Genomic DNA, 21,873 nt, shown 5'->3' with positions numbered 1-21,873 from the left:
GGGAGGACTAGGAGCTCGAGCCAGCCGAACACACGAGAACGAATTCCTCAACGACCCGCGACGGCGCTGCCGGAGCGGGTCGTTTTCGTTTTTGGCCCTTTCCCCGGCGCGGTGGCGAATCGGAGGCCCGAAGACGCCGAGTAGCTCCTCTCCAGCCTGACAGCCGCTGAAGAGGCCCCAGAGAAAGAGTTTTCTCCCCATTCGAGGTCGAGGTGTGCTCGGTCCTCGCCACGGGAGAGCTGTATCCGGACGAATCCCCAGCTTGCGAGGAAAGGACCCCACCGATGAGCAATCCAACCAACCATCGCTTCGAGACCCTGCAGGTGCACGCCGGCCAGACGCCGGCGCCGGGAACCAATGCCCGCGCGGTGCCGATCTACCAGACCACCTCCTTCACTTTCGATGACGCCGACCATGGGGCGCGGCTCTTCGCCCTCGAGGAGTTCGGCAACATCTACTCGCGCATCATGAATCCCACCACCGACGTCTTCGAGCAGCGCATCGCGGCCCTCGAAGGCGGCGTCGCGGCCCTCGCCACGGCCAGTGGCCAGGCGGCCCAGTTCCTCGCCATCACGACCATCGCCGCCAGCGGCGACAACATCGTCTCCACCAGCCTGCTCTATGGCGGCACCTACAACCAGTTCAAGGTCACCCTGCCCCGGTTGGGTATCGACGTGCGCTTCGTCGAGGGCGACGATCCGGCGGCCTTCGCGGCCGAGATCGACGACAGCACCAAGGCGCTCTATGTCGAGACCCTCGGTAATCCCGGCTTCAACGTGCCCGACCTCGAGGCGCTGGCGGAGCTGGCCCATCGCCACGGCATTCCGCTGATCGTCGACAACACCTTCGGCGCCGGTGGCTACCTGTGCCGTCCGATCGATCACGGCGCCGACATCGTAGTCGCCTCGGCCACCAAGTGGATTGGCGGCCACGGCACCTCGATCGGCGGCGTGATCGTCGACTCCGGCCAGTTCGACTGGGGCAACGGCAATTTCCCTCTCTTCACCGAGCCGGCACCGGGCTACCACGGCCTCGACTTCTGGCAGACCTTCGGCCCTTCCGGGCCCTTCGGCAACATCGCCTTCATCGTGCGGGCGCGGGTGGAAGGACTGCGCGACATCGGCCCCGCCCTGAGTCCTTTCAACGCCTTCAACTTCCTGCTCGGTCTCGAGACCCTGTCGCTGCGGGTCGAGCGCCACGCCGCCAACGCCCTGGCTCTGGCGCGCTGGCTGGCGGAGCACCCGGCGGTGGCCTGGGTCAACTACCCGGGCCTCGAGGAGCATCCCTCCCATGGTCTGGCCAAGAAGTACCTGCGCCACGGTTTCGGCGCCGTCTTGACCTTCGGCATCCGCGGCGGGGCCGAGGCCGGCCGCCGGTTCATCGACAGCGTCGAGCTGGCCAGTCACCTGGCCAACGTCGGCGACGCCAAGACGTTGGTGATCCACCCCGCCTCGACCACCCATCAGCAGCTCTCGGAGTCCGAGCGCGAGGCCAGCGGCGTGCAGCCCGATCTGGTGCGGGTGTCGGTGGGAATCGAGCACATCGACGACATCCGGGAGGACTTCGAGCAGGCCTTCCAGCGGGTGGCGGGACGGCAAGTGGCATGACCCTCCACTCTGTCGACACCCGCACCTTCGAGTCGTCCCAGGGGCTGCTCCTCGACAGTGGTGAGCGGCTGGCGTCGTTCCGCCTCGCCTATCGCACCTGGGGGCAGCTCGACTCGCGACGCTCGAATGCGGTGCTGGTCTGTCATGCCCTCACCGGCAACGCCGATGTCGACCAGTGGTGGCCGGAGCTGCTGGCCGAAGGGCGCGCCCTCGACCCGCGCCGCGACTTCGTGATCGCGAGCAATGTCCTGGGTGGCTGCTACGGCTCGACCGGACCGGCCAGCCCACGGCCGGGCTGCCGCCGCCACTACGGGCCCAACTTTCCACACCTCACCATTCGCGACATGGTGCGCGCCCAGGCCCGGCTGCTCGAGCATCTCGGGGTGCGGCGCCTGTCCCTGGTGGTGGGCGGCTCGATGGGGGGCATGCAGGTCCTCGAGTGGGCCGCCCTCTATCCCCAGCGGGTCGAGGCGATCGCGCCGATCTGCGTTTCGGCGCGGCACTCGCCTTGGTGCATCGCTTGGTCGTCGGCACAGCGCCGCGCGATCGAGACCGATCCCTGTTGGCGCGGCGGCTGGTACTGCGCCGAGAAGGGACCAGAGCAGGGTCTGGCGGTGGCTCGCATGATGGCCCTGGTGAGCTATCGCAGTCGGCAGAGCTTCGGGCGCTTCGAGCGCGAGGAACGGCAGCCCGGCTACTTCCAGGTCGAGAGCTATCTCGACTACCAGGGCCGCAAGCTGGTGCAGCGCTTCGACGCCAACAGTTACATGGTGCTGACGCGGGCGATGGACCGGCACGACGTCGGTGCCGGCCGCGGCGGCGTCGCTGCGGCCCTCGGACGCCTCTCCCAGCCAGCGCTGGTGGTGGGGGTCGACAGCGACGTGCTCTACCCCGTCGAGGAGCAGCGCGAGCTCCATCGCCGGCTGCCGGCGGGGCGCCTCGAAATCCTGTCGTCACGCCACGGGCACGACGGCTTCCTGACCGAAGGACGAGATCTCAGCGAGCGTTTGGCTGCCTTTCGGCGGCGGTTGACGAAGCGCTCGGCGGCCTGAAACGGAGAGCATCATGCGAGTGTTGAAATTCGGAGGAAGCTCATTGGCGGCGCGAGCCGCCTTGGCGGAAGTGCCGGCGATCGTCGACCGGGCCCGGCGGCGCGGTCCGGTGGTGGTGGTGGTGTCGGCCCTGGCGGGAGTGACGGACAGTCTGGCGGCGGCCTCCGAAATGGCCGGAGCCGGGGTCGTCGAGATGGTCGAGCAGCGCTATCGTCGGGCCTTGGCCTTCGTCACCGACGGCCGAGGAGACCAGGAGGCGGAGGTGGCCCTCGGCGAGGTTTTCCAGGCCCTGGCGAGGGATCTCGGCGCCGGCGATCCCGGCTCTCGTGGCCTGGCCCTGGCGATCCCGCCGGCGGCGCGTCGGGACGCCATCCTGGCGGCCGGGGAACGGGCGTCGGTGGCCTTGGTGACGGCGGTTCTGCGCCACCGCGGACTGACCGCCCTGCCCTTCCCCCGCCCTCCCATCGTGACCGACTCCTCCTTTGGCGACGCCGTCGTCGATCGAGCGGCGACACGACAGCAGGCGCAGCAAGATCTCGGCCGCGCGCCGGCGCGCACGATTCCGGTGGTGGCGGGCTTCCTCGGCCGCGACCGTCAGGGGCGCACCACCACCCTCGGTCGCAATGGCTCGGACTACTCGGCGGCGCTCCTCGCCGGCTTCCTCGATGCTCAGCAGCTCGAGATCTGGTCCGATGTCGATGGACTGCTCTCGGCGGACCCCGGGATCGTCCCGGAGGCGCAGTCCCTGGGATCACTCTCCTACTGGGAAGCGCAGTCCTTGGCCGATGCCGGCGCACGGGTGCTCGATCGGCGGACCCTGCGGGCCTTGCGGGGTCGGGCTCTGCCGGTCGTGCTGCGCAACGCCCTGCGGGTGGCTCACCCCGGGACGCGCATCCTGCCGGGCCAGGACCGCTTGCGCAAACCGGCGTTTGGTCTGATCTCGGGGTTTCGCCGGCGGCCGGTCGAGGCGAGCGAGGCGCTGCCGCCCGGAGGCTGGCTGATGCGCACGGCGGCGGGCACGCGGCTGCTCGCCGAGGCGGCTCCGGACGGCGATGGCGATCACAGCTTGCTGGTGGCCCTCGGACCCGGCGCCGAGGTCGATGGGCTGCGCCGTCTCCTCGAGCTCGACGACTATCCGGTGAGTGCCTGGTGCGGTGGTCCGATCGTCCGCTTGCTGGTGCCGACGAAGGCGGCGCGCTCGGCTCTGCGCTCCCTCCATCGGGCGGTGCGGGGCGCGGCTCTGCGCTCGTTGGGCGCGGCCTCCGGCGGCTAAGCGCCGCGCGAGCGGGTCGGCGTGGCGGCCGACCCGCTATTCGTAGCGCAACGCTTCGATCGGATCGAGAGCCGCCGCTTTGCCGGCGGGATAGATGCCGAAGAAGATGCCCACCACGGTGGAGAACCCGAAGGCCAGGGCGATGGCCCACAGGGGCACATGGGCCGGCGGCAGATCGACCGGCAGAACCGCCGTAATGCCGGCGCCGACACCGTAGCCGAGGGCGATGCCGATGGCGCCGCCGACCAGGGATAGGGCGATGGCCTCGATCAGGAACTGCAGCATGATGTCTTGGCGGCGCGCCCCGACGGCCTTGCGGAGCCCGATCTCTCGGGTGCGCTCGGTCACCGACACCAGCATGATGTTCATGATGCCGATGCCGCCGACCACCAGAGCGACGCTGACGATGCCGGCGACCACCGCGGTGACCCCGCGGAGAATCGAGGTGAAGAGATCGAGCAGGTCGTCCTGGGTCTGGATTTGGAAGTCGTCGGCGTCGTCCTCCCCGAGATCGTGGCGCTGGCGCAGGACCCGGCGAATGCGGTCGCGCACACCCTCGACGGCCTCGGTGCTGGTGACCCGGGCGTGCACCTGGACCTGGTCCCCGGCGCGCCGGCCGAACACCGAGAGGGCGGTGTCGAAGGGAATGAAGACGACGTCGTCGCCGTCTTGGCCGAGGGTCTGGCCGGCCTCCTCCATCACGCCGACCACGGTCACCGGGACGCTGCCGAGGTAGACCTCCTTGCCGATGGGATCGGTGCCGAGGTCGAGCTCTTCCACCACCGTTTGGCCGACGACCGCGACTTTTCGTCGTCGCTGAATGTCGACGGCGGAAAAGAACCGCCCGCGGTCGACCAGCTGATTGGCCACCTCTTGCCAGTACTGATTGACGCCGGCGACGAAGGACGGCCGATGCTGTAGCTCGCGGAACTTGAGGGTCTCGGTACCGAAGATCATCGGCGAAATGGCTTCGATGTCGGCGACCTGGTCGTCGATCGCCGCGACGTCCTCGACGGTCAGAAGCACCGGTCGGGTGACCTGGCCGGGGGCGACGAAGGTGACTCTGGGCAGCACCCGCAGGTAGGTGGTCCCGACGCCCTGTAGCTGGCCGACGACCAGGTACTGGAGACCTTGGATGATCGACACGACGGTGATCACCGCAGCGACGCCGATCACGATGCCCAGAGTCGTCAGGGCAGCGCGCATCTTGTTGGCGCGCTGGGCGCCGAAGGCGACGACCAGGTTCTCGAGCCAGAGCATGATTCAGCCCGACTCGGAAGAGACGGCCGCCGTGGGGCGCGTCACCTCATCGCTGAGGACCTTGCCGTCGCGCAACACCACCCGCCGGTGGGCGTGGGCGGCGATGTCGTCCTCATGGGTGACCAGGATCACCGTGTTGCCGCTGCCGTGGAGAGCATCGAACAGCTCCATGATCTCGTCCGAGGTGCGCGTGTCGAGGTTGCCGGTGGGCTCGTCGGCGAGCAGGATCGACGGGTCGTTGACCAGCGCCCGGGCGATCGCGACGCGCTGCCTCTGTCCCCCCGAGAGCTCGTTCGGCTGGTGGTCCATGCGGTCTTCGAGGCCGACCCGCTCGAGGGCGGAGCGGGCTCGCTGGCGGCGCTCCTTGCGCGCCACCCCGGAGTACACCAGGGGGAGCTCGACGTTGCTCAGGGCGGTGGTCCGGGCGAGCAGGTTGAAGGTCTGGAAGACGAAGCCGATCTCGCGATTGCGGATGGCGGCGAGCTCTTCGTCTCCGAGGGTCTCGACCGCCACCTGGTTGAGCAGGTAACTGCCGGCGCTCGGCGTGTCGAGGCAGCCGAGGAGATTCATCAGCGTCGACTTGCCGCTGCCGGAAGCGCCCATGATGGCGAGGTACTCCCCTTGGGCGATGTCGAGATCGACGCCGTTCAAGGCATGTACTTCGACATCGCCCATCCGGTACGTCTTGCGTACGCCGCGAATCTCGATCAGGCTCACCCGGCCGCCTCCGCTGGCTCCTCGTCGCCGTCTTCGTCGTCCTCGTCTTCCTCGAGGCGGCGAATCGCATCGCCGGCCTCGAGGTCGCGCAGGGTGCGATAGGGCCCGACGATCACCTCGTCGCCATTGTCGAGACCGGCGGTGACCTCGACGTGGGTGGTGTTGGCGATCCCGGTGGTCACCGGCCGTTCCTCGGCACCGTCCTCGGAAAAGACGTAGGCCACCTTGATGCGCTCCTTCTCGTCCTCCGGGTCGGGGCGCTCGACCACCGCCTCGATCGGCACCGCCAAGGTCTGGTCGTGCACCGAGGCGACGATCTCGGCCCGCGCCGACATCCCCGGCCGCAGGCGCTCGTCGGCGTTCTCGAGCAAGACCTTGACCTTGAAGTAGATGACGTCTTGCTGATGGTTGGGCGTGAAGCCGGAGCTTCCGATCTCGACCACCCGGCCCTCGTAGCGATGATCTGGAATGGCGTCGACGATGACCTCGGCGCTCTGCCCGAGGGTGACGTCGACGATCTCCGTCTCGTCGACCTCGACGACGGCGAGAATCTCCGACAGATCGGCGATGGTGCCGATCACCGAGGCCGGGTTGTTCATGGTGCCGGACACCACCACCTCCCCTTCCTCGGCGTTGAGCTGGATCACCCGGCCGCTCAAGGGCGCCGAGATCGAGGCTTTGGAAAGGTCGTCCTCGGCCTTGGTGAGATTGGCCCGCGCCTGGCTGACGGCGTCGCGCGCCTGCTCGAGGCCGAGGGCCGCCGACGAAGCTTGGAGATCGGAGGCTTCGCGCTGCTCGGCGGTGACAATGCCATCCCCCGCCAGGCGCTCGAAGCGGCGCTGCTTGAGCTCGGCATCGGCGAGCTCGATCTCGGAGCGGCGCACCGCCGTGCGCGAGCTACGTAGCTGCGCCCGCCACTGGTCCCGAGCCGCCAGGAAAGCCTCGCGCTCGAGCTCGAGGAAGGGCTGTCCGGCCTCGATCCAGTCGCCTTCTTCGACGTACAGGCGCTCGATGCGTCCGACCAGCGGCGACGAGATCTTGACCTTGACCCGCGGGTCGATCTCGCCGCTCGCTTTGACGATCAACGAGATGTCCTGGCGCTCCACGGCGACGGTGCGCACCTCCTCGCCGGGTTCTTCCTTGGATCGCAGGCTGGCGAAGACGATCAGAGCGATCGCCAGGACCACTCCGATCGCAATCAAGGCCTTCTTCATCTATCCCCCTCCCGCGGCCAGCGTCGAGCCCAAGCGAATGGCGACGCCGAGCAGGGTCATCAGCAGGACCGCGCCCCAGGCGACGCCCTTCGACACCCGGCCGACGATCTGAAAGCCGAGGGCCGTGATGATCACCGACCAGATGGCGAAGAAGTCGATGCTGGCGAGGAGCTGGAAGACCAAGGGGCTGGTGTCTTCGCCCGCCAGGAAGGTCAGGTTCGAAGCCATGAAGTTGCGACTCAACAGTTGTTCCGTCGAGAGATCGCCGCCGGCCAGCACGATCGGTATCGCGATCAACATCCCGAGGACCACCGGTATGGCACCCCAGAGATGGGTCCCGAGGCTCTGGGCAAAGGTGATCTCACTGCCCATCAGGCGCAGCAGCACCCAGTAGAAGAGTCCGATCACGGTCATGATGACGCCGACCGCGATACCGCCGATCACCGCTCCCAGGGAGCCGAACTTCTCCTGCATCTCGGCCGCCCGGTCGAGGTCTTCGGCGGACATGGTGTGGACGTTGCGCATTTCCATGACGTTGGCCGTGTGCTCGCGATAGTCGGTGCGCGCATGAACCGCCAGGGTGAGCGCACCGACCCCCAGGATCATCACCACCATCGGCACCCACCAGCGGGGCTTCTCGGCGATCTGGGCGAAGGTCTTGGCGGGTGAGGTCAGGACCGCGACCAGCCAGCTCAGGGCACTACCGTTGTCGGACACTTCAGTCTCCTGCCGCCACCAGCTCGATCGAGCTGACGTCGAGCAACTGGCCGGTGGCGCGATAGAACTCGGTGAGGGCGTTGCGATACTCGGTGATCGCGCTCACCTCGCGGCTGCGCGCCTGGCTGAGGTCTTCCTGGATCTCGGTCACCTGGTAGCTGGTCGACATACCGTTCTCGTAGCGCTTCTGCTCCGCTTCGAGATTGCGCTCCTGGGCTCGCCGCGAGGCGCGGGCGGTGTCGATGCGCTGCGCCGCGCTGTCGAGCTGGCGGACGGCGGCGCGGACCTCGGTGCGAATCTGCAGGCGAAGCTGGTCGAGCTCCTTCTGCGCCCGTTCGAGGGCCAGGTCGGCGATCGCGCTCTGCGCCTTGGCGTTGCGGTTCTGGAAGGCGTAGCCGACGTTGACGCGCAAGTTCCAGCCGTCGAAGTCGCGACTCGCCACCTCGTCGAGGGCGTCGATCAAGTCTTCGTCGACGCGCACCGGATCGCCGGTGATGGGATCGGGAATGTTGCCCCGGCCACCCAGGCCGCCGGCTCCGTAGCCCACCACCAGGTCGACGTTGGGAAGCTTCTCGCGCTGGAAGAACTGGGAGTCGATCTCGAGCACCTGGAGGCCGAGCTCACTGCGCCGTAGCTCCGGACGCTGGTCGTAGGCTTGCTCGAGGGCGGCCGAGGAATCGATTTCGATGCGCTCGAGCTCGGAGGGCGTTTCCGGCACGATCTCGGCGTCCCACAGCTCCCCGGGCGGAACGTTGAGCAGTTGCAGCAGACGGTCGGCGGCGTCGCCGACGGTGGTCTGTGCCTGAATGATGCCTTCCTGGCGGGTGGCGACGGTGGCCTCGCTCTGCACCAGCTCGATGGGCGCCAGGGTGCCGACGTCGACCTGCACCCGGTTGCGCTCGTCGAGCTCCTCCGCCAGGTCGAGGCTTTCCTGCGCCACGACGAGCTGCTCGCGGGCGTCGACCAGGCTCCAATAGGCCTGCTCGACCGCCTGGACGATGCGCGTCACCTCCTGCTCGAACAGCTCCTGGCTCGAATCGCTGTTGATCCTCGCCTGCAGAATCGAGCGCTCCGTCGACAGCTTGCCGAAGCCGCGCAGCAACGGCTGCGAGTAGGTCAACGAGCCGTTGGCGCTATAGCTCGGGTCGATAAAGGAGAAGGAGCTGTTGGTCGAGCTGCGATCCGCCGTCAGGCTGAACTGGGCGGTACCGCCGTAGGGGGTGAGCTGGCTGAGCCCGAAGGAGAGGTCGCGCCGATTCGAGTCGATCACCGCGGCGCCGTCGAGCTGGGACGACGACGGGCTGGTGTTCTCGGACACCCCAACGCTGAGCGAGGCCCCGAGGTCGTAGATCGACTCCGACTGCTCGATCCGGAACAGGGAGGTGCTGCGGTCGTAGCGCTGCAACTCGAGATCGAGGTTACGGTCGAGGGCGATCTCGATGGCGTCCGCCAAAGTCAGGCTGGCGGTTTCACCCGAGATGACGAAGCTCGGTGGCGCCGCGGTCTCGCCGACGGTAGTCCGTACCTGTCGCGACTGGGCGGCGGCGGGCAGCGCCAGCAGGGCGGCCACCAGGATGAGAGCCAAGGCCCGAGGCATGACCTTGAATCGGCTCTGTCGGTCGGTCATAGAGATCCCCTTATCGATCAGATTCTGCGAAATTGTCGTCAAGTCATAGGGTAAATACGACCGCGCACGGCCGTTCTTCCATCCTACGATGGTCCGGGGCGAATTGTTCCTCTCCAAAAGGTGCGGGTCGATGCCGCAACCGCGCCCTCGAAGACTGGTTTCGTCAGGAGATTCGCTTTCCACCGGCGAACGGAGGCGTCGGCGACCGCTCGGCACCCCACGCCACCGCCCTCGGGGCGCCCTAGGGCAGGCGCGGACTGGCCGCCAACAAGGCGGTCGTATGGGGGTGCTTCGGCGAGGCGAAGATCTCGCCCGTCGGCCCCTCCTCCACCACTCTGCCGTTTTGCATCACGGCGACGCGATCGGCGGCGCGGGCGACCATCGCCAGGTCGTGGGACACCAGCACCAAGGTCATGCCGCGGGTGCGCTGCAGCTCGGCGAGGAGGTCGAGGACCTGGCGCCGCAGGGACATGTCGAGGCCGGAGACCGGCTCGTCGGCCACCACCAGCCGCGGGCCGCAGGCGAGGGCCCGGGCGATCGCCAGCCTCTGGCGCTGTCCTCCCGAGAGCTGATGGGGATAGCGCCGCGCCAGCTTCGGCTCGAGCCCGACCTCGCGGAGGAGCTCGGCGATTCGTTCCGCCGAAGCCTCGAGGCGGTGGATCTCGAGCGGTTCGGCGAGCAGCTTCCCGACCCGGACCCGGGGACTGAGGGAACCGCCGGGATCCTGGAAGACGAGCTGAAACTGGCGTCGCCGGCGTCGCAGCTCCGCACCGCTCCAGGTGCGGAGGTCCTCGCCGCCGAAATGAACCGCGCCGGAATCGGGCCGCAGCAGACCGACCAGGGCTCGTGCCAGGGTCGACTTGCCACTGCCGCTCTCCCCCACCAGGGCCTGGGTGCTGCCGGCGGCGAGGCGCAGGTCGATGCCGTCGAGAGCCTTGACCTCGGCACCACCGGGCAGGCGATAGGTGTGGTGCAGGTCACGGGCCTCGGCGACGATCTCGGCGCCCTGCAAGGATGCCGACGTCGCCCGTGGTTCGAGGCGCGGATAGGCGGCGATGAGCTCGCCGGTGTACGGGTGCTCGGGGTTCTGGAGGACGTCAGCGACGGGCCCCGATTCGATCACCTCGCCGTGGCGCAGCACGATGGCGCGGGAACAGCGGTTGGCGACCACCGCCAGATCGTGGGTGATGAACAGGATGCCGAGATCGAGGTCGTGACGCAGCTCTTCGAGGAGGTCGAGGATCTGGGCTTGGAGGGTGACATCGAGGGCGGTGGTCGGCTCGTCCGCCAACAGCATCTCGGGGCGGCCGGCCAAGGCCATGGCGAGGGCCACCCGCTGCAGCTGCCCTCCGGAGAGCTCGTGGGGGTAGGACCGCAGCCGCCCTTCGGCTTGCGGGATCGCCATGCGGTCGAGCAACCGGCGGGTCTCGCGCCGTGCTTCGGCTTTGCCGAGACCGTGATGCAGGCGCAGCACCTCTCCGACCTGGAAACCGATGGTGAAGGACGGGTTGAAGGCCGCCATCGGCTCCTGAAAGACCATTCCGATGCGGCGCCCGAGGAGGCGTCGGCGGGGGCCCGGTGGCAGGCCGTGGATGGCTTCGCCGCCGAGCCGAATCTCACCCGTCGAGCGCAGCTCCCGGTGCGGCAGGAGGCCTGCCACGGCGAGGGCGGTGAGGGTCTTGCCGGAGCCGGACTCGCCGACCAGACCGACCATCTCGCCAGCCGCGACGCGCAGGTCGACACCGCGCACGAGCGCCTCGCCGCGGCGGGTCGTGACCCGCAGATCGGTGGTGGTCAGGACCGGTCGCGGGTCGGCCGAGGTCGCCTCGCTACGCCCGCTGGGCGATCTTCCCATCGCGCCTATCGCAGGGGGAGGCGGGCTGGATGAGTCGCCCGCGAGGTCTGCTTCATCGTGTGCCTAGGAGAGCCGCGAGCGGAGCCAATCGATGCCGAGGGCCACTCCGAATCCAGTCGCCCCTTGGGGCGCCTCCTGATCGGGGCCGATGTTGGCCACGCCGGCAATGTCGAGATGCGCCCAGTGCTCGAGGTCGCCGACGAACTGCGACAGAAAGGCCGCCGCCGTGTTGGCGCCGCCCCAGCGCCCGCCGAGGTTCTTGAGGTCGCCGTGAACGCCCTTGATCTGTTCGACGTGATCCCGCCACAGGGGCATGTGCCACAAACGCTCGCCGCTGCGCTCGGAGGCGGCCAGCAGCTCGTCGGCGAAGGCGCGGTTCGGCGCATAGAGGCCGGCGGCCTGAAATCCCAGAGCGACGACACATGCGCCGGTGAGGGTGGAAAGCTCGAGGAGGGCATCGGGCTTCTCCTCCACCGCCCAGGCGAGGGCGTCCGCCAGAATCATGCGGCCCTCGGCGTCGGTGTTGAGGATCTCGACGGTCTTGCCGTTGTAGCAGCGCACGATGTCGCCCGGACGGTAGGCGGCGCCGCCGGGCATGTTCTCTGCCAAGGGCACGTAGACCCGCAGGCGAAGCGGCAGGTCGAGGCGCGCCACCGCCTGGGCGATGCCGAGAGCGGCGCAGGCGCCGCACTTGTCGTACTTCATCTCATCCATGGCGTGGGCGGGCTTGAGGGAGATGCCGCCGGTATCGAAGGTGACGCCCTTGCCGACGATCGCCACCGTCGGTCCGCGGTCTCCCCACTCGAGCTTCACCAGCCGGGGCTCGTGGGCGGAGCCGCCGCCGACCGCCAGAATGCCGCCCATGCCCTTCTCTTTCAGCTCGTCCGGGCCGAGGACGGTGCAGGAGATGCCCTCTCCTTCAGCCATGGTGCGGGCCTGATCGGCCATCCATTCCGGGCTCGCCAGACTCGCCGGAGCGTTGCCGAGGTCGCGGGCGAAGGCGATCCCTTCTCCCACCTGGCGGGAATCCACCAGGCACGCCCGATAGGTGGCCTCGGCCGCCGGCGGGGGAAGCAGGGAAACCTCGAGGACGCGGTCGCGCGTCCGCTTGGCCTCGGTGCGAAAACGGTCGTAGCGGTAGCCGCCCAACAGGAGTGCCCGCTGATTGCGTCCGGCGGCGGCCGCCCCGACCGTCAGGTCATGGTGGGGCAACAACACGGCGAGGGACTCGTAGCCTTGACCGCCGGCCTCCTCCACCTGGTCCCGCAGCCAGTCCGTCAGGGCGGTGGCGGTGAGCTCTTTCGCTTTGCCGAGCCCTTGCAGGCGAACCACCACGCTGGCGCCGTCGAGGCGCGCCTCGGTTTCACCACTGTGCTCTTCGCGGCCACTCCAGCCGGCGCGATTCGCCAGTCCCTCGATGGCTTCCACCAGGGGAGCCGGGAGGCCCTCGGCCTCGGCAGCGGCACCTTCGAAACATCCCACGACCAGAAGCTCGCTCGCCACCTCCTGGCGTTCGCTCACGCTCAGCCTCGGCATCGAATTCATCTCGATCTCCCCAGAAGTAAAGCCTTGTCGGCGAGGGAGTCTACCAGGCTCCGGGTGTGCCTATCCCGGGGTCTTTCGGGGGCCCTGGAGAGGGCTTCGAAGGTGCTCCCGAGGGTTCTTCGCCGGGGCGGGCCGAAGGCCTGGGAATCGCCTTCCCGGAACCCGACGGGGATTGTTGTAGGCTCGCCCTTTGCGCGCTTCTGATCTCCTATGACGCCGACCGAATTCCTCGAGCTCTTTCCCGGCCCCTTCAATTTCCTGCGGCGTGATCCGGAGGAGATCCGGGGGCTGATGCCGGACATCGACAGCAGCCTGCCGTCGCCCCATCAGATCTTTCTCGCCGATGAGGAAGCCACCCCGATCCAGGGCTTCCCGATCTTGCTGTCTCCGGGCATGCGCCATCTCAGCGAGGCGCTGGAGGCCTTTCTCGAGGCCGAGGAGCGAGTCCAGGTCGCCGTTTTTCAGCGTCGCTCCTTCGATCGCAAGGCCCATTCCCAGGCCTGGGAGCGCTACCGTTCGCACCTGGCTCGGGTGATCGAGAACGTCACCCTGTCCTCCTACGGTCGCGCCTTTCCAGCGACCTTCTGGCTCTACCACTCGCTCGATGTCGCGCGCGTCCTGCGCGACGCTCCGCGCCGCCTGCTGCGCCTCGATCTGAAGATCGCCCGGCGCCACGGCGACAGCATCAAGTTCCGTGTCCTCGATCGCTATCTGAGCTTCGTCTTCACCGAAACCTATGAGCTCGCCGGCCGCTTGGCGGAACGCACCGAGGGCAACGAAGAAGAGCTCTTCCCGCGATTGCTGTCGCACATGCGCGACAACGTGCTGATCTTCACCGAGGAGCACATCAGCCGCAATCTCGAGGAGCTGGCGAGCTACTTCCACGGCTGTCTGCGCGTCGATGGCCGGGATCTGCGCAACCGCCTCGAAGCTCTCGAGGACTGGCATCGGGCCAGCCTCGATCGCCCGGGGCCCTTGCGGCTGGTGGTCGAGCATCTGCTGCGCGCTTCGCCGCTGCCGAGCAACCTCGGCGAACCGGATCCGGCGAGCCGCGGGCGTGAGCTCCTCACCCGCCCCGGCTACGCGCGTTTCCTCGCCGAGCAACCGGACTACCCGGCGCGCCGGCTGCTCGATCCATCCGGCGTCGAGCAGTGGGAATCCCTGCTCCTCAAGCTCAAGGAGTTCGAGCTCATCCACACCGTGCGGCGCTTCCTGGTGCCGGTGCGGGAGCACCAGGGGCAGCTCGTGTTCCGCTCCGAAGGGGCGACCCGCAGCCTGCCCGGTCGGCGCTCCCTGGTGCTGTCGCCGGCGACCCGTCCGCTCGATTTCATGGCGCCTTGGGTGGTCGAGCCGCTGGTTCATCGCTTTGGCTTGATCTACGACCTCACCGATTTTTCCGAGGTGGTGTCGGTGATCCGACGCTCCGGCAGCGATCTCCAGGACGGCTCCTTCCGCCAAATCTTCACCTTCCAGCGGCGCATCAACCGCCTGGCTCGGGACTTCCGCCTCAGCCTCGAGAAGTACCTCGGCGACGGCGCCTTCTACTCCAGCCGCCACGGCTCCAAGCTGGTGCACGCGGCGGTGATGATCCAGCGCGCCTATCGCCAGGCGGTCGAGCAGGGGCTGCCCTTCGATCGCGGCGTCCGCATCGCCCTCAACTTCGGCCCCTACCGCTTGCTACCCATCGGATTCGGCGATGGCGGTCCGGAACGCTATGAGTTCTTCGGTCACGGAGTCGTCGAGCTCACCCGGCTGATCACCGGCAAATCGTCGAAGGAGATCGACGAGATCCAGAACATGCTGATCAACCAGGGGTACCCGGAGCAGACCGTCTATCGCTTCTTCTCTCCCCTGGTGAAGCGCGATGCGGACTTCATGGAGCGGCGTGAAAAGGCTCGCCGGTTCTACGCCTACGTCAATGCCAACGGCCAGCTCATCAACGAGGGCATCGTCGCCACCGACGCCTACATCGCCCAGCTCGAGATCGACATCCAGGGCACTCCCCTCTATCGCGTCGAAGACGGCGACCGCCGATACATCGCCTACGGCCAGCCGGAGAATCCCGACTTCCTGGTCGCCCTGCGGCGCCTCGGCAACGCCCACCTCAAGGGCCTCGGCAAGGTTCCCATCTTCGAGGTCGTCGACGGCGCTCGCTGGCAAGGCTTGAAGCTGCCGCGAGCCGAAACGGACTCGCTGCAACAGGCCCTCAAGCAGCTCGCTCCCGCGGGCCTGTGATCTTCCATCACCCGAATCGAGGAGCTCGATCGTGAGTCAAGCCGTGCTCTCGACCCAGGTCGCCGGTTTGCCGGAGCCGCGTCGCGGCAAGGTGCGCGACGTCTACGACCTCGGCGACCGCCTGCTGCTGGTCGCCACCGACCGCATCTCGGCCTATGACTGGGTGCTCTCGCCGGGGATTCCGGACAAGGGCAAGATCCTGCATCAGCTCTCGCTGTTCTGGTTCGATCAGTTGGCGGATCTGGTGCCGCACCATCTCGAGCCGGGTCTCGCGTCGGCGCTGCCGCCGGCGGTGGCCGAGGATCCCGTGCTGGCCGGTCGCAGTGCGGTGGTCCGCAAGACCGAGGTCGTTCCCTTCGAGTGCGTCGCCCGCGGCTACCTCGCCGGCAGCGGATTCCGTGAGTACCGGGCCGACGGCAGCGTTTGCGGCTTGCCGCTGCCGGCAGGCTTGCGACGGGCCGATCGCCTGCCGGAGCCGATCTTCACCCCGGCGACCAAAGCCGAGGAAGGCCACGACGAAAACGTCTCCTTCGAGGTCATGGCCGAGGCCTTGGGGGTTGAGCTGGCGGCGCGTCTGCGCGACCTCACCCTCGCCCTTTACCGGCGCGGTGCCGATCACGCCGCCTCCCGGGGCTTGATCCTGGCCGACACCAAGTTCGAGTTCGGGCTGGTCGGCGGCGAGCTGCGGCTGATCGACGAGGCTCTGACACCGGACTCCAGCCGCTATTGGGAGGCGGACCTCTGGACCCCGGGCGAAGAGCCCGCCTCCTTCGACAAGCAGTTCGTCCGCAACTGGCTCGACACCACCGATTGGGACAAGAACAGTCCGCCGCCGGAGCTGCCTCCCGAGGTGGTCGCCGGCACACGGCAGCGCTACCTCGAAGCCTTCCGCCGCCTCACCGGCCACCAGGTCGATCTCTGATGGCCCCTCTGGCGGGCGCCCCGGGGCCGGCGCCAAGGCGGGCCTCGCGGACCTTCGGCCAGCGGCTTGTCCTCCTGCTCGCCGGCTGTGGCCTGGCGCTGACGGCACCCCTCGCCCTCGCCCACGTCAAGTGGTTCAGCGACTTCGACTACCACACGCCACCGCTGTCGGTGGCGGCGGTGATCACCCCCACCTTCCTCGTTCTGGTGGCCGTCAGTGCCGTCGTGATGGCCCTGCTGGTGATGCTCGACCAGCGCCTCGACGGCACGGGTTGGTATCGCCATCTCCACCGATGGTTGAGCGCCCGCCAGGATTACAGCCTGCTGGTGATGCGCGGCGCGATGGCCGCGGTGCTGTTGATCTCCTGGGCCTCCGACGCGGTGTTGGCGCCGGAGCTGACGTCGCGCTTCCCGACCCTCGTCTGGCTGCAGTTCGTGGTCGCCGTGCTGCTGCTCTTTCCGCGCCTGGTTGGCCTCGGCGGAGCCGGCGTTCTGGCGATTTTCGCCGCCTCGGTCTTCGAGTTCGGCCTCTTCCACATCCTCGACTATCTGCACTACCTGGGCATCGGCTTCTACTTGCTGGTCAGCGCCAGCCGGCACCAGAAGCTGTGCAACGCCGGGTTGCCGGCGCTCTACGGCACGATGGGGTTCTCCCTCATCTGGCTGGGCTACGAGAAGCTGTTCTACCCGAGCTGGGCGCTCTACCTCCTCGATCAGAGTCCCCAGCTCGCCCTCGGATTGCCGCCGCAGTTCTTCCTCCAGGGAGCTGCCTTCGTCGAGATCGGTCTCGGTTTTCTACTCCTGATCGGCCTCCTCGGTCGGCCGCTGGCGGCGGTGATCACCTTGGTCTTCTTCACCACCACGCTGGTCTTCGGAAAGATCGAGGTGATCGGCCATACGCCACTGCACGCTGCCCTGGTGGTGTTTCTTCTCAACGGCGCCGGCACCCTCTACAGGCCGCCCATCGCGATCCACCGGCGGCTCTCTTGGCGAGTCGCCTTCGCCGCCTTGAACTATCTTCTGATCATCGCTCTCTTCCTCGGCGCCTACTCTTGGTCCGCCCACCGCCAGTACCAGGACGCCATCGCCACCGACCGGAGTCTGGTCCATGGCCGTGCGGCCTTCGACCTCACCGATGCGGAGCGGGTCCCAGAGTTCATTCGCTTCGAGGTCGTCGAGGAGCTGCCCGCCAGCTACGACCTGCACGTCGAGCTCACCGACTGGACTTTCACGCCGGAGAAATCCGGCCAGCCGACGGTGGCCAACGAGGGGCACGGCCACGTCTTCGTCAACGGCCGACAGGTGGGCCGCCTCTACGGCCCCTGGTTCCACCTCGGCGAGCTGGCCCCGGGCGACAACCGCATCGTCGTCACCCTCAACGGTAGCGATCACCGCGACTTCGTGGTCGATGGCCAGGTGCTGGCGGCGGAAACCACGGTCGTCGTCCCGCCCTCCTGAGCCGAGCTTCTGCTAGGCGGGGTGTAGCCCGGTGAGCCGCTCGCTGACCTCCCACAGGCGGCGGGCGGTTTCTCGATTCTCCGCTCGGCGCGCCATCTTGACCCGCCGGGGATAGCCACGAAACTCCAAAAAGCCGTCTGGGCCGAAGTAGTCGCCGCTGGTGGCGCTGGGATCGGTCGCGGCTCGTAGGGTTGGCAGCGCCCCCTGCGGAGGCGTCATCGCGAAGATCGGATTGAAAAAGCGAGCCAGACCGCTGGTGCGCTGCAGGTTGGTGGCAGTCCAGCCCGGGTGAGCCGCGGTGACGGTGACGCTCGATCCGGCCTCCTGCAGACGATGCACCAACTCGCGGACGAAGAGCTAATTGGCCAGCTTGCTCTGACCGTAGGCCGGCCAAGGGGAGTAGCGACGTTCGAAATGAAGGTCGTCGAAATGGATCTTGCCCTGGCGGGCAGCGAGGCTCGACACCACCACGATGCGCGCCTCCGGGGTGGCCTCGAGGAGTGGCAGGAGCCGGGCCGTCAAGGCGAAGTGGCCGAGGTGATTGACGCCTAGCTGGAGCTCGAATCCCTGGGCCGTTTTCGAGGCCGGAGGAACCATGACGCCGGCATTGAGCACCAGCAGGTCGAGTCTCTCGCGGTTGGCGAGAACTTCCTCGGCATAGTGGGCGACGTGGTCGAGGTCGGCCAGGTCGAGCGGCGCGACGGAGACTTCGGCGGTGGGATGCTCGGCGCGAATTCGCTCGACCGCTGCCCGTCCGCGCTCGGCGCTGCGGCAAGCCAGACCGACCTGGGCACCCTTGCTCGCCAGGGCGAGGGCGGTCTCGAATCCGATGCCGCTGTTGGCTCCGGTGACGATGGCGAAGCGGCCGATCTGGTCGGGAATCTGGTCGCGGGTCCAAGGCATGGGCTGATCCTCCTGATCTCGAGCCAGCGCGCCGCGGCGCGAGGCGGGGGTATCGCAGAGCTCTGCGCTAATCTTGTGAGGACGGCCGAGGGGAAGCTCTCTCGGCCTGTACACTCGGAAGTGTACTCGTCGATACGGGCTATGTAAACCGAAAAGTTTACCGAGAGTCGATGACCGATACCCATCCCAAAAAAAGGGCCATCCTCGAAGCCGCCCTGGCCGAGTTTCGAGAGCATGGCTTTCAGGCCGCCAACATGGATCGCATCGCGGCCCGGGCGCCGGCCTCGAAGCGCACCGTCTACAAGCATTTCGCGAGCAAGCAGGCGCTCTTCGAAGAGATCAGCGCCCTGCTCGTCGAACGCACCGCCGAGGCCAGCGAACGGCCCTACCGAGCCGCCGAGGGAATTCGTGACGGCCTCGAGCAGATCGCTCGCAACCTCGTCGACCTCTACTTGGATCCGGAGTTCTTGGACACCGTCCGGATGATGCTCGCCGAGTGCTTCCGCTCCCCGGAGGCGGCGCGCGATGTGTGGGAGCGGGCCCACTCCGGCGAGGACGGCCTGACCCGCTGGCTGCGCCAGGCTACGAAGGACGGACGTTTGGCCGTCTCCGATCCCGTGGCGGCGGCGACCCAGCTCACGGGAATGCTCAAGGCGTTCACCTTTTGGGAGCAGGTCATCGCACCGAGCCGAGCGCTGCCCAACCAGGCCGAGCGGCAAGCGATCGTCTCCGACTCGGTGAAGACCTTCTTGGCCCGCTACGGCGAAGCGCCCACCGGTTTCTAGGGGCTTCGCCGGCACCATATTCCGGGCCGGAAAGGCGTCCTGTTTCCGGACCGCGAGGAAGACCTTTCTCTTGACTCGGTCACGGGTCGATTCTACGATTGCGATATATCGAATATTCCGTAGGTCGACTGCCTCGGAGGTTGGAGCGATGCGAAGGATCTTGTTGGCCGGTCTGCTCTTGATGGCTTTTCCTGCGACCTCGGCGCAGTGGGGCTGTTGGGTTTGCCTGAACCGGGTTCCCACGTGCCACGTTCTCGGGACGCCATGCGCCTGGAGCTGCACCCAGGTGGGCGACGAAGAGATGGGCGCCGGGATCCGGTGCGAAATGGTCTACGACCCGATCCAGGGCTGGACCTGTCACATTGACGGTGGCGCCTGCTTCAACGTCGAGGTCGATGGCGGCGAGGAGCTGGACTGCCTGGACATTTGCCCGTGAACCGGCCGCTGGTCTGGATCTTGGCGCTGACCCTGTGGGCGATGCCGAGCGTGGGCGCAGCCGGTGACGACGTTCTGATTCCCGTCGCGACCGGTCTTCCGGAGGGCGTGGCTGCGGAGGTTCGATGGACACCGACGGCGGGCGGCGAGGAGCGGACCTGCGCCGCGACCGCCTGTTCACTGCCCGAGGGCTCGGTCTGGACGGCGTGTCTGGAAGCGCCCGGCTTCTGGGCTCCGTGCGAGGTCGTCGAGGCACGGCGGGAGCAGGGACTGCGCTTCTCTCCCCTGCCGACGGTGATCGTTCACGGTCGGTTTGCCGAGGGCGAGTGGCCCGATCGCTTGCGGATGGCCTTCTCGTTGCTGCCGAAGGCCGGAGCGCCATCCGCTGCCGGGGGCCTGACCCGGCACTCGGTGCATTGCCACCTGGCAGAGAAAGCTTGGCGCTGCGAGGTGCCGGCGGCACGGCTGGATCTCGAGATCAGGCCCGCCGGGTTCGCGCCGGTTTACCGCTTCGGAATCGATCTCGGCGGTATCGATCTCGGGAGTGGCGATCTCGGCGGTGTCGATTCCGGTGGGGGCGAGGCCTTCGACCTGGGGACGATGGCACTGCGCCGCGGCGCTTCGCTCGTCGGGTGGGTGGAAACCGCCAGCGGAAAAAGCTTCGACGCGGGCGCCAGGGCGCGTCTCTCTCCTCTGGCACCTCGCACGGCGCTCCGGGAGCGCCTGACTTCGAAGACCGACGAGGTCGCGGTCTCGGCGACGGGCTTCTTTCAGCTTTCCGGTTTGGCGGCCGGGACCTACTTGCTGGAAATCGAGCATCCCGCCTATGCCATCTCCCGGCAATTTCCCCTCGAGCTATGGGACGGCCGCGAGACGCGTCTCGCGGCGCCGCTGATCCTCCAGCCGCCGATGGATCTGCGAGCGACGATCGACCCGCCCCTCGATCCGAGCGGACGCCCCTGGATCGTCGAGCTGCTGCGTCGATCGCCCCTCTCCGGAGCTGCCGGGAGTGAGTTCGCCTTCCAGGGGCCGGCCAGTCGGGCCGGCGAGGTGGTGGTCCGAGGCGAGGCGCCGGGAACCTTCTCGCTGCAGGTCAAGGATCGATGGGACAACAGCTTCTTCATCGAGCCCTGGCTGACGGTCGAGCCAGGCGAGGGCGACATCGAGGTGCGCCTCGACTTGATCGAGGTGGTCGGCCGGCTGACCCATCGTGACGAAGGGATCGCGGGGACTATTTCCTTCGGAGGCCGCCACGTCGCCCCGCGGGTGGCGATGGAGGCGGATCGCGAGGGTGCCTTCCACGGAGTCGTCGCCGAAGACGGCTGGTGGCGGGTCGAAATCGAGGCCGAGGGCCTCGAGCGGGTCGCCCGGGTCGAGGTGGTACCCGATGGCGCGGGCGTCGCGAAAGTCGAGATCGAGCTGCCGGCCAGCGAGCTGTCGGTGAGCGCCGTGGACCAGGACGGTGCGGCCGTCGAGGGTGCTTGGGTCACTCTGGTCACCGTCGATGGCGCCCTTTCGGATACCACGGACGAGGGGGGCGAAGCGACTTTCCGTGCCTTCACCGAGGGCGTGGTGTGGGTTTCCGCCGAGGGACGTCGGCGAGGAGAGTCGCTGGTGAGCGACCACCGCACGGTCGAGGTGCGAGAGGATGCCGCTCCGGCGCCGGTCGAGCTGATTCTGCGACCGAAGGTGGCGGTCTCCGGCGCGGTGACTTCCGAGCGCGGACCGGTTCCTGGCGCGATCGTCGATCTGTGGGTGGCCGAACCGGTGGTCGCGAGCGGCTTCGATCGGCGCTCGAGCGACGGCGGTGGGCGCTTCGAGGCCCGTTTGCCGGCCGCCGCGCGCCAGCTCACCGCCATCGTCAGTCCACCGGGCCATGCCCTCAAGGCCTTCTCTCTGCCGATGGCAGAGCGGGTGAGCCTCGAGGTACCGGCGGCAGGGGGCTCCCTGCGAGTGGCAACGGGCATCGATCGCGACTACCGGCGGCACGAGAATCCCGAAGTTCTGGCGGTGATGCAGGACGGGATCCCTCTCTCGGCGCAGGTCTTGAGCCAGTGGCGCGCCGGCCACGGCGTCACCGATGCCCCGGGAGCCACAATCACCTATCCCAAGCTGGCTCCGGGCCACTACCGCGCTTGCGCTCGACGGGCCGCGCCCACCCTCCCCCGCCATCCCGGGGTACCCTCCGCCGGCGAACGGTGCGCCGAGGGCTACCTCGCGGCCGGCGGCCTTCTCGAGCTGGAGTTGCCCCGCGACTGAGTTGCCCCGA

The 21,873-nt window shown here is 67.9% G+C and carries 18 protein-coding genes; 9 read left to right on the top strand and 9 right to left on the bottom strand.

Features of this window, described 5'->3' with window-relative positions; all coding sequences use genetic code 11:
- The first annotated feature begins 284 nt into the window (after positions 1-284).
- Genes AAF604_01095 through AAF604_01085 form a run of 3 tightly spaced genes read left to right on the top strand, consistent with a single transcriptional unit; the run spans position 285 to position 3,932 of the window.
- Positions 285-1,607, top strand: a complete 1,323-nt coding sequence (locus AAF604_01095) for an O-acetylhomoserine aminocarboxypropyltransferase/cysteine synthase (protein MEM7048217.1) — start codon at positions 285-287, stop codon at positions 1,605-1,607.
- Positions 1,604-2,659 carry a homoserine O-acetyltransferase gene (metX, locus tag AAF604_01090; GenBank protein MEM7048216.1) on the top strand — a complete coding sequence of 352 codons (1,056 nt, stop codon included), beginning with the start codon at positions 1,604-1,606 and terminating at the stop codon, positions 2,657-2,659. Before AAF604_01095 ends, metX begins: the two co-directional genes overlap by 4 nt.
- 13 nt (positions 2,660-2,672) lie before the next feature.
- The gene (locus AAF604_01085) at positions 2,673-3,932 is read left to right on the top strand and encodes an aspartate kinase (protein MEM7048215.1); all 1,260 of its coding nucleotides are present in this window, start codon (positions 2,673-2,675) and stop codon (positions 3,930-3,932) included.
- Between the two features lie 36 nt (positions 3,933-3,968).
- Here AAF604_01085 and AAF604_01080 read toward each other — a convergent pair whose 3' ends face one another.
- The 7 genes from AAF604_01080 to AAF604_01050 form a co-directional block, all read right to left on the bottom strand.
- Positions 3,969-5,192, bottom strand: coding sequence for an ABC transporter permease (locus AAF604_01080; GenBank protein MEM7048214.1), 1,224 nt, complete (start codon positions 5,190-5,192; stop codon positions 3,969-3,971).
- A gap of 3 nt (positions 5,193-5,195) precedes the next feature.
- Positions 5,196-5,909, bottom strand: a complete 714-nt coding sequence (locus tag AAF604_01075) for an ABC transporter ATP-binding protein (protein MEM7048213.1) — start codon at positions 5,907-5,909, stop codon at positions 5,196-5,198.
- Entirely contained in the window at positions 5,906-7,123 is a 1,218-nt protein-coding gene (locus AAF604_01070) for an efflux RND transporter periplasmic adaptor subunit (protein ID MEM7048212.1), read from the bottom strand. Before AAF604_01070 ends, AAF604_01075 begins: the two co-directional genes overlap by 4 nt.
- Positions 7,124-7,840, bottom strand: coding sequence for a YIP1 family protein (locus AAF604_01065; GenBank protein ID MEM7048211.1), 717 nt, complete (start codon positions 7,838-7,840; stop codon positions 7,124-7,126). It lies immediately after the preceding gene.
- A 1-nt stretch (position 7,841) separates the two neighbouring features.
- A complete protein-coding gene (locus AAF604_01060; protein MEM7048210.1) occupies positions 7,842-9,467 on the bottom strand; it encodes a TolC family protein in 1,626 nt (541 codons plus the stop codon).
- Positions 9,468-9,708: 241 nt separating this feature from the next.
- Positions 9,709-11,322 (bottom strand): ABC transporter ATP-binding protein, encoded by a 1,614-nt coding sequence (locus tag AAF604_01055; protein ID MEM7048209.1) that lies wholly within the window; start codon positions 11,320-11,322, stop codon positions 9,709-9,711.
- A gap of 63 nt (positions 11,323-11,385) precedes the next feature.
- On the bottom strand, positions 11,386-12,867 hold the full coding sequence (locus AAF604_01050; GenBank protein ID MEM7048208.1) for a leucyl aminopeptidase: 1,482 nt from the start codon (positions 12,865-12,867) through the stop codon (positions 11,386-11,388).
- A 210-nt stretch (positions 12,868-13,077) separates the two neighbouring features.
- On the opposite strand from AAF604_01050, the gene AAF604_01045 reads away from it, so the two are divergent.
- From AAF604_01045 to AAF604_01035, 3 genes are read left to right on the top strand one after another with little or no spacing between them, the layout of a single operon-like run.
- Complete coding sequence (locus AAF604_01045) at positions 13,078-15,102, top strand: hypothetical protein (GenBank protein MEM7048207.1); 2,025 nt, start codon at positions 13,078-13,080, stop codon at positions 15,100-15,102.
- A gap of 31 nt (positions 15,103-15,133) precedes the next feature.
- Entirely contained in the window at positions 15,134-16,024 is an 891-nt protein-coding gene (locus AAF604_01040; GenBank protein MEM7048206.1) for a phosphoribosylaminoimidazolesuccinocarboxamide synthase, read from the top strand.
- Positions 16,024-17,481 (top strand): DoxX family membrane protein, encoded by a 1,458-nt coding sequence (locus AAF604_01035; GenBank protein ID MEM7048205.1) that lies wholly within the window; start codon positions 16,024-16,026, stop codon positions 17,479-17,481. Before AAF604_01040 ends, AAF604_01035 begins: the two co-directional genes overlap by 1 nt.
- 12 nt (positions 17,482-17,493) lie before the next feature.
- Here the strand turns inward: AAF604_01035 and AAF604_01030 are convergent, their stop codons facing one another.
- Positions 17,494-17,820, bottom strand: a complete 327-nt coding sequence (locus AAF604_01030; protein ID MEM7048204.1) for a hypothetical protein — start codon at positions 17,818-17,820, stop codon at positions 17,494-17,496.
- An 18-nt stretch (positions 17,821-17,838) separates the two neighbouring features.
- The gene (locus tag AAF604_01025) at positions 17,839-18,384 is read right to left on the bottom strand and encodes an SDR family NAD(P)-dependent oxidoreductase (GenBank protein ID MEM7048203.1); all 546 of its coding nucleotides are present in this window, start codon (positions 18,382-18,384) and stop codon (positions 17,839-17,841) included.
- Positions 18,385-18,554: 170 nt separating this feature from the next.
- Between AAF604_01025 and AAF604_01020 the strand changes: the two genes are divergently transcribed.
- The 3 genes from AAF604_01020 to AAF604_01010 all read left to right on the top strand — a co-directional run bounded on the left by AAF604_01020 (position 18,555) and on the right by AAF604_01010 (position 21,863).
- Positions 18,555-19,169: a TetR/AcrR family transcriptional regulator gene (locus tag AAF604_01020; GenBank protein MEM7048202.1), complete on the top strand. Its 615-nt coding sequence runs from the start codon at positions 18,555-18,557 to the stop codon at positions 19,167-19,169.
- 148 nt (positions 19,170-19,317) lie between these two features.
- Entirely contained in the window at positions 19,318-19,605 is a 288-nt protein-coding gene (locus AAF604_01015; protein ID MEM7048201.1) for a hypothetical protein, read from the top strand.
- Positions 19,602-21,863 carry a hypothetical protein gene (locus AAF604_01010; GenBank protein MEM7048200.1) on the top strand — a complete coding sequence of 754 codons (2,262 nt, stop codon included), beginning with the start codon at positions 19,602-19,604 and terminating at the stop codon, positions 21,861-21,863. Before AAF604_01015 ends, AAF604_01010 begins: the two co-directional genes overlap by 4 nt.
- Positions 21,864-21,873 lie beyond the last annotated feature (10 nt).

The organism is Acidobacteriota bacterium (genome assembly GCA_039028635.1).
Taxonomy (GTDB): Bacteria; Acidobacteriota; Thermoanaerobaculia; order Multivoradales; family JBCCEF01; genus JBCCEF01.
The sequence above is the reverse complement of the archived record's forward strand: the minus strand, read 5'-3'. Positions and strand labels throughout refer to the sequence as shown.

What these genes read in the sequence shown, in the direction of transcription:
- AAF604_01025 (MEM7048203.1), bottom strand. Translation starts at nt 18,384, where the DNA reads ATGCCTTGGACCCGCGACCAGATTCCCGACCAGATCGGCCGCTTCGCC.
- AAF604_01055 (MEM7048209.1), bottom strand. Translation starts at nt 11,322, where the DNA reads ATGGGAAGATCGCCCAGCGGGCGTAGCGAGGCGACCTCGGCCGACCCG.
- AAF604_01085 (MEM7048215.1), top strand. Translation starts at nt 2,673, where the DNA reads ATGCGAGTGTTGAAATTCGGAGGAAGCTCATTGGCGGCGCGAGCCGCC.
- AAF604_01035 (MEM7048205.1), top strand. Translation starts at nt 16,024, where the DNA reads ATGGCCCCTCTGGCGGGCGCCCCGGGGCCGGCGCCAAGGCGGGCCTCG.
- AAF604_01050 (MEM7048208.1), bottom strand. Translation starts at nt 12,867, where the DNA reads ATGAATTCGATGCCGAGGCTGAGCGTGAGCGAACGCCAGGAGGTGGCG.
- AAF604_01015 (MEM7048201.1), top strand. Translation starts at nt 19,318, where the DNA reads ATGCGAAGGATCTTGTTGGCCGGTCTGCTCTTGATGGCTTTTCCTGCG.
- AAF604_01080 (MEM7048214.1), bottom strand. Translation starts at nt 5,192, where the DNA reads ATGCTCTGGCTCGAGAACCTGGTCGTCGCCTTCGGCGCCCAGCGCGCC.
- AAF604_01045 (MEM7048207.1), top strand. Translation starts at nt 13,078, where the DNA reads ATGACGCCGACCGAATTCCTCGAGCTCTTTCCCGGCCCCTTCAATTTC.
- AAF604_01020 (MEM7048202.1), top strand. Translation starts at nt 18,555, where the DNA reads ATGACCGATACCCATCCCAAAAAAAGGGCCATCCTCGAAGCCGCCCTG.
- AAF604_01095 (MEM7048217.1), top strand. Translation starts at nt 285, where the DNA reads ATGAGCAATCCAACCAACCATCGCTTCGAGACCCTGCAGGTGCACGCC.
- AAF604_01070 (MEM7048212.1), bottom strand. Translation starts at nt 7,123, where the DNA reads ATGAAGAAGGCCTTGATTGCGATCGGAGTGGTCCTGGCGATCGCTCTG.
- AAF604_01060 (MEM7048210.1), bottom strand. Translation starts at nt 9,467, where the DNA reads ATGACCGACCGACAGAGCCGATTCAAGGTCATGCCTCGGGCCTTGGCT.
- metX (MEM7048216.1), top strand. Translation starts at nt 1,604, where the DNA reads ATGACCCTCCACTCTGTCGACACCCGCACCTTCGAGTCGTCCCAGGGG.